The following is a 7,259-nucleotide window of genomic DNA, read 5'->3' on the forward strand; positions in this document are numbered from 1 at the left end:
TCGGGTCATAGAGAGGGTCAAGGGGGGGGGGGGGAGAGTGACCTCATTGTGCGCTGGCCGCTGGCGCGGCTGTGCCGGCCCTGGCGACACCGCGCGCCGGCGTGGAAGCCCGACCCAACGGCACACCGCCGTTCAGGCGTCCTGCATCACCGTCTCACCGGCCCCCCGCGCGAGGGCGCCTGCGCGTCGTGCTCGGCGGAAGGCGGCGGCGTTGCGGGTGGCCCAGTCGGTGCAGGGGCGCGGCGGGCGGCCGCGTACCTGCTCGACGGCCGGACTCGCTCGCAGTTCGGCCTCGGTGGGGGCGCCGAGGATGTCGAGTGACCTGGTCGGATGACGGTTCCTCGCCGGCTCGCGCGGGCGTTGTGACACGCGAGGTCTCTCATGGCCTCGCTGCCTCGAAGTGATCGGATCGGGGTATCTAATTATGGTTTGTCATGATTTTCCCGTCAGGTGTCCTGTCATGCCTGTGACTTGTCGCTTGGGGGCGCGGGGCACTTTGTTGTGAGGAGAGGTGAACCCGCGGATGAGTGCTCGTACGCGTGGACAGGGCGACCTGCCGTGGTACCGGGTCGGCCGTCAGCGGCCCGTGGCCGCGTTCAACAGGGTCCCGGCCGGTGGGATGACCCCGGTCGGCGCCGTCGGTGCGTCAGACCTGGTCGGCCCGGGTGGACGGCGCGGGGAGCGCGGTGCGGGGGTGGTGTCGGTGGGGGGCGCGCTGCTGTCCGGTATGGCGCTGCTGGCGGCCACGGCTCCACCGGTGGCCGCCGCGCCGGTCGGGGCCGGGTTGGTGCGGGCGCAGCAGGCTGATCCGTCGCAGACCTTCACCTTCACCGGCGCTTCGCAGACCTTGACGGTTCCGGCGGCGGCGGTGGTGACGATCACCGCGGACGGCGCGGGTGGCGCCGACAACACCGGCACCTCCTGTTCCGTCACGGGGACCGGCGGGACGGGGGCGCGGGTGGTGACCACGCTGCCGCAGACCGTCGCACCGACGACCTTCACCGTCAACGTCGGCGGCACCGGCGGCAAGGGCTGCAACGGCACCGGGACGTCGGGGGCCGGAGGGTTCAACGGCGGTGCCCCCGGGGGGAGTTTCCCGCTCACTGGTTTCCAGTTCGAAGGCCCGGGCGGGGGCGGGGCCTCCAGCGTCAGCACGGGCGGCTCCCTGCTGGTGGTCGCCGGGGGCGGCGGTGCCTCCGGCGGCACCGGAGCGGGCTCCACGGGAGGCAACGGGGGCAACGGCGGGACAACGCCGGATGCCACCGGCGGTACCGCGGGAACTGCCACCGGCCCTGGGGCTTCGCCGGGGCAGGGCGCGGGCGGTGGCAGCACCAGCACCAGCACCGGGGGCCCCGGCGGGGCCGCCGGCACCGCTCCACCCTGTGCGGCCATGAGCGGCGCTCCGGGGAGCGGGTTCTCCGGTGCCGCGGTCGGTACCGGCGGCACCGGGGGCACTTTCGACGGCGGCTGCGCCGCCAGTCGCATCGCCACTGGTGGCGGCGGTGGGGGCGGGTACTTCGGCGGCGGGGGCGGCGGCAGCGGCTCCGTCAACGGCGCGGGCACCTCGGCGGGTGGTGGCGGTGGTGGCGGGGGCAGCAGCTTCGCCACTCCCACGGGTACCGGCACGAGCTATGCGCTGTCGACGGTCGGGACGGCGAACCACAACGGCCAGGTGATCATCTCCTACACGCTCCCGTCCTTGACCGTCACCAAGACCCACACCGGGCACTTCACCCAGGGGCGGGACGGGACCTACACCATCACCGTGGGCAACGCCGCCGGGGCCGCCCCGACCGACGGCACCACGGTCACCATGCAGGACACCCTCCCCGCGGGGCTCACGGCCGACAGCATCAGCGGTGCGGGCTGGACCTGCGACCAGGACACGCTCACCTGCACCCGTAGCGACGTCCTTTCCGCCGGGAGCAGCTACCCGCCCATCACACTGCAGGTCGACGTCTCCTGCGGGGCCGACGACAAGGTCACCAACGTCGCGGTTGTCACCGGGGGCGGCGACACCACCCCCCACACCGCCACCGATCCCACCAGGATCAAGCACCACAAGCACGACGCGCACGACAAGTACGACATGCGCTGCGACCGCATCGAGTACTGGTAGGCCGAGCAACCCCGGGTTCGCCTCCACCGGCCCGGGCGACTGCGACGCCCGGACCACCCGTCAGACCATCGCCAACGCGATCGTCCGCAGCCGGTAGCGACCTCTCGAAGCACAACCCCCACCCTGGCGGGCCCGCCATACCTGGCTGACGGCGGAACACCGAAGGCGCCGTCCACGGGCGCAGGTGGTGGCCGGCGCGCAGGGCCGCCGGACCCGGGCGCCCCCGCCCGGGTGTTCGGGGCGCACCACCGCGGTGCGCCCCGAACGGCTGAGTCGGCGCTCCTCGGCGAGTCGATGACCTGCCGCGCATGCTGCTCCGCCGGGTTCTCGTGGCGCGACTCCCCGGCCATCCGACCCCGGCGATCACGGCCGTCACCCGAGCCATCACCTCGACCGCCTGATACGTGCCGCCAGGACCGTTGGAGCCGGTGCCGCAGCCCGCCGAGGGCGCATATCAGCCCCAGGCGTCTGCCGCCCGCCGTCCAGCGGGCGACCCCCCACGGCGCGGCACGACCGCGGCCCGGGCCCGCCGGTGCCGCCCGCCCCGGTGGACGGGGGCGCGGTCGGTCCGATGGGCTTCACCAGGCGGGGCGCGGATCCAGGGGCGAGGTGCGGGCACCCTCCCGGAAGGCCCCCGCCGCCGTCTCCGGCCGCCACAGGTAGCCCGGTGAGGGCGGGTCGGTTCGGGAGGGGTCGCGAGACACGGGATCGAAGTACCGCCGGTGGCCGGGCAGCGGCACCTCGGTCAGGGCGCCGTCCCGCATCATCCACAGCCCGTAGCAGTCGTCCTCCTCGTCGTGGATCAGCACCTGCACGCTCTCCGGGTGCGGCCATGCCAGGGACTCCAGTTGCCGGAGCAGCCCGCTCCGGTGGCGCAGCCCGTAGAACTCGATCACCCACCCGCCGGCGAACAGATCGAGCGGCTTGAAGCGCCAGCGCGGCGAGTCCTCCCGCGTCAACGGCTCCATGGCCTCGTCCGCGTACAACGCCAGCACGATCACCTGCGCGATTCTGCTCATGCCGCAGTATCCGCGCAGCCTGTGCGCCCCCGGCAAGCGGATTTCTCACCACGCGATGAGCCCGCCGAGGCCGGTGAGTGTCGCGAGAATCGTCGCGGGGCGGTAAAGCGCATATCCCTTGTGGTTTGCCTTCGGTATTTCGTTTTTCACCGCTTCGCCCCCCAATTGTCGATCGGATCAGGTATGACCCATCTGCTGGTGCGCGGCTCATGTGCGACCTACAGAACCTTCATGACGTCATGTAGAGTCTGCGCCGCCATACATGACGGGCACTCAGAAAGTTGGGGGCTCGGCAAACCGAGTCGAGGTCGAACCGACGTCGATATCACGTCAATTCATATCGATCACCCACGGACTGTCCTAGTTTGCGCCGTCTTTGATACAAACTTACCCAGGAAAAGGAAATGCGCACAGAGAAACATCGCCGGCCCGTCGCAGGGGGCGGGGCCATCGCCGTCACCGGCCCGGGGGCCGCCCCCACCGCCTCGGCCGACGCCGTCCCGACCGCCGACTCCGCGCCACCGGAAGGGTCCACGACAGGAAGCCCCATGTCCCGCAAGTCCCGGTCTCGTTCCCGACGGGCGGGTGTGCTGACCGCCGTTCTCGCCGCCGGTGCACTGTCCACCCTCGGCACGACCCCGGCCGGCGCCGTGGTCGGCGACGCGGCCGCGGCCGGCGCCTCCGCCACCACCGCGCGCCTGGTGATCGGTGACAGCCTGCGCGGCTGCACCGGCGCGCTGATCGACCAATTCTGGGTGATCAGCGCCGCGTCCTGCTTCTCCGACGACCCGGCGCAGCCGCAGGCGCTGACCGCCGGCGCGCCGAAGTGGAAGACCACCGCCACGGTCGGCGCGAAGTCGACCCAGGTCGTCGAGCTGGTGCCGGGTCAGGGCCGCGACCTGGTGATGGCCCGCCTGGCCACGCCCGTCCAGGGTGTCACGCCGCTGACGGTCGGCACCTCGGCGCCGGTCGCCGGGCAGTCGCTGACGGTGACCGGGTTCGGGCGCACCAAGTCCGAGTGGGTCCCGGACAAGGCCCACACCGGCTCGTTCAGCCTCGACACCGTGAACCCGACCGGCGTCGGCATCACGGGGACGGGCGGCGCGGCGGTCTGCAAGGGCGACACCGGCGCCCCGGTGGTCCGCGAGGTCAACGGCAAGGCCGAGCTGGTCGCCGTCGCCTCCCGCTCCTGGCGCGGCGGCTGCCTCGACACCCCCGCCACCGAGACCCGCACCGGCGCCTACGCCACCCGCGTCGACGACCTCGCCGCGTGGGTGTCGGCCCGGACGAGCCGGTCGTACGAGATCCTCAACCCCGCCAGCGGACGCTGCCTCAACCTCAAGGGCGCCGGGCCGACCTGGCCGAACAGCACCGAGATCATCGCCTGGGACTGCACCCTCGGCGCCAGCAACGAGCAGTTCCAGCTCACCCCGGACGGGCTGCTGCGCAACCCCGCCAGCGGACGCTGCCTGAACGTCGCCGGTGCCGGGCCGTGGAACAACGGCAACCCGGTCATCCTCTTCGACTGCAGCGCCTCCTCCGGCAACGAGAAGTTCGAGTGGACCGCCGACGGCCAGCTGCGCAACCCCGCCAGCAACCGCTGCCTCAACGTCTTCGGCGCCGGCCCGTGGGCCAACGGCACACCGATCGTCCTGTTCGACTGCAACAGCGACCCGAACGAGAAGTTCCAGCCCGTCGCCGACAACGAGATCCCCCACCCGGTCGGTCGGATCAAGAACCCTGCCAGCGACCGCTGCCTCAACATCTCGGGCGCCGGCCCGACCTGGCCGAACAGCACGCCGATCGTCCTGTTCGACTGCAACGGCGAGAACAACGAGCTGTTCCAGCTCACCGCCGACGGGCTGCTCTACAACTACGCCAGCAACCGCTGCCTGAACGTCGCCGGTGCCGGGCCGTGGAACAACGGCAACTCGATCATCCTCTTCGACTGCAGCGCCTCCTCCGGCAACGAGAAGTTCGAGTGGACCGCCGACGGCCAGCTGCGCAACCCCGCCAGCAACCGCTGCCTGAACGTCGCCGGCGGCGGCCCGGTCTGGAACAACAACACCCCGATCGTCCTGTGGGACTGCAACGGCGACCCGAACGAGAAGTTCCAGCTCATCGCCGTACAGGCCTGACCGCAGCTCCGGATCGACAGTGATGGGGTGGCCGTGGCCGGAGGCCACGGCCACCTTCCGGTTTCGGCCGGCTCAGCCGCGAGCGGCTCGTGGAACGCGCCGTCGCCCCGCCGTCGGCGGCGAGGGTGCATGGCGGTCGAAGACGGCCTTCCAGCCGGGATCGTGGGCGGTGCCGGTGACCGCGATCGCATCCGCGGCCGCGAGTGGTCCTGAAGTAGCAGATCCGGAGGGGCACTTCGGCGGGGGAGGCCGGTACCGGCGGTGGACGCGCCCGACCGTCGCGGTCGCCTACGGTCGCCCCGACGGCCCGCCGAGGCACCCCGGGAGAGACACCGTGATCCGCGCCGCCAGGACGGCCGCCGCTGTGGCGGCGCTGGTCATGACCCTCCTCACCGCGTCGGCCGCACCGGCACTCGGCGCCACCGCGCCGGCCGCCACCGCCGACCCGCTCGCCGCGCTGCGCGGCCAGCAGCCGCTCTGGCACCCCTGCGCGAGCGGCCCGGACGACACCGCCGGCGCCGACCTCGACGCCGCCGGCGCCCGCTGCACCGAGGTCACCGTCCCCCTCGACTACCGCCGTCCCGACGGACGGACGCTCGGCATCGCCCTCTCCCGACTGCCCGCCACCGACCCCGCCCACCGGCTGGGCACCCTGTTCTACAACCCCGGCGGCCCCGGCGTCCCCGCCCGCGGGCTCGCCCTCGCCCTGCGGCAGGCCGCCCCCGCCCTCGGCGCCCGCTACGACATCGTCGGCATGGACCCGCGCTTCGTCGGCGCCAGCACCCCCCTCGACTGCGGCTGGCCGACGGCCGGCCCCGGCGCGGCCGGCCCCGACCGGCTGGGCTTCGACCGGGCCGCCGAGCTCGCCAAGGACCTCGCGGCCCGCTGCGCTCCGTACCGCGCCCTGCTGCCGCACGCCTCCACCCGCAACACCGCCCGGGACCTGGACCTGGTGCGCGCCGTCCTCGGCGAGCCGACGATCGCCTACCTCGGCTCGTCCTACGGGAGCTACCTCGGCGAGGTCTACCTCCAACTGTTCCCCGACCGGGTGGGGCGGGCGGTGCTCGACGCAGCCATGGACCCGGACCGCTTCGGTCCCGACCTGACCGCCACCCAGGGCCCCGCGATGGGGGCCGCGCTCACCGCCTGGGCCGCCTGGGCGGCCGGCCACGACGACCGCCACCACCTGGGCGCGACCACCGCCGAGGTGCTGGCCTCGGTCGAGCGGGTGCGCCTGGCCGCCGAACGCGCCCCGCTGGCGGTCGGCGCCCACCGGGTCGACGCCCGGGCGCTGCCGCAGGTGCTGTGGACGGTGTCGGCCGGCGACGACGACGCTGCCTACGAGGAGTTCTCCGCCCTGGCGCGCGTGCTGCTCGACGCCGCCGAGGGCCGGCCGGCCCGGCCGACCGCGCTGCTGGAGGCGGTGCTGACCGGCCTGGCGTCCCCCGACACCGGAGGCTACGCCGCCGCGCAGACCGCGATCATGTGCGCGGACCGCGTCGCCTCGCGCGACCCGCTCGCCTACTACCGCGACATCCAGGCCCACCGCGCCGACGAGCCGCTGTTCGGCCCGCTCACCCGCAACCTCACCCCCTGCACCTTCTGGCCCGCCGAGCCCGCGGAACCGCCCACCCGGGTGCGCAACGCCGTCCCGGTCCTGCTGGTCGGCGCCGACGGCGACCCGGCCGCCACCTACCCCGGCCAGCTCTCCGCCCACCGCGCCCTGACCGGCTCCCGGCTCGTGACCCTGCGCGGGGCCTTCCGCCACACCGTCTACGCGGGCCTGTTCGCCCCCCGCGACACCTGCGTGGATGCCGCCGTCGACCGCTACCTCCTCGACGGCGTCCTCCCCGCCCACGACGCCGACTGCCCGTCACCCCGTTCGTAGGAAGAACCGGCCTGGGGGGCGCCGCCACGGGGCCCCCCTCCGGCTCCTCCCGGGCTGGGGTCGCCCCCCCCCCCCACTCCCCCCCCCGGGGTGCA

The 7,259-nt window shown here is 73.5% G+C and carries 4 protein-coding genes; 3 read left to right on the forward strand and 1 reads right to left on the reverse strand.

Annotation, left to right across the window (positions count from 1 at the left end):
* Nucleotides 1–523: 523 nt before the first annotated feature.
* Nucleotides 524–2,119 (forward strand): hypothetical protein, encoded by a 1,596-nt coding sequence (locus ACFVGO_RS15990; protein ID WP_380356771.1) that lies wholly within the window; start codon nt 524–526, stop codon nt 2,117–2,119.
* A 578-nt stretch (nt 2,120–2,697) separates the two neighbouring features.
* Here the strand turns inward: ACFVGO_RS15990 and ACFVGO_RS15995 are convergent.
* Nucleotides 2,698–3,138 carry a hypothetical protein gene (locus ACFVGO_RS15995; RefSeq protein ID WP_359899103.1) on the reverse strand — a complete coding sequence of 147 codons (441 nt, stop codon included), beginning with the start codon at nt 3,136–3,138 and terminating at the stop codon, nt 2,698–2,700.
* Nucleotides 3,139–3,686: 548 nt separating this feature from the next.
* Between ACFVGO_RS15995 and ACFVGO_RS16000 the strand changes: the two genes are divergently transcribed.
* Nucleotides 3,687–5,276 carry a ricin-type beta-trefoil lectin domain protein gene (locus ACFVGO_RS16000; protein ID WP_380632253.1) on the forward strand — a complete coding sequence of 530 codons (1,590 nt, stop codon included), beginning with the start codon at nt 3,687–3,689 and terminating at the stop codon, nt 5,274–5,276.
* Between the two features lie 334 nt (nt 5,277–5,610).
* The gene (locus ACFVGO_RS16005) at nt 5,611–7,164 is read left to right on the forward strand and encodes an alpha/beta hydrolase (protein WP_359899099.1); all 1,554 of its coding nucleotides are present in this window, start codon (nt 5,611–5,613) and stop codon (nt 7,162–7,164) included.
* Nucleotides 7,165–7,259 lie beyond the last annotated feature (95 nt).

The sequence above is a fragment of the Kitasatospora sp. NPDC057738 genome, from assembly GCF_042798815.1.
In the GTDB taxonomy this organism is placed as follows: domain Bacteria; phylum Actinomycetota; class Actinomycetes; order Streptomycetales; family Streptomycetaceae; genus Kitasatospora; species Kitasatospora lactacystinica.

Bases quoted from the DNA above. Each gene is read 5' to 3' on its own strand.
- ACFVGO_RS15995 (WP_359899103.1), bottom strand. From the start codon at position 3,138: ATGAGCAGAATCGCGCAGGTGATCGTGCTGGCGTTGTACGCGGACGAG.
- ACFVGO_RS16000 (WP_380632253.1), top strand. From the start codon at position 3,687: ATGTCCCGCAAGTCCCGGTCTCGTTCCCGACGGGCGGGTGTGCTGACC.
- ACFVGO_RS15990 (WP_380356771.1), top strand. From the start codon at position 524: ATGAGTGCTCGTACGCGTGGACAGGGCGACCTGCCGTGGTACCGGGTC.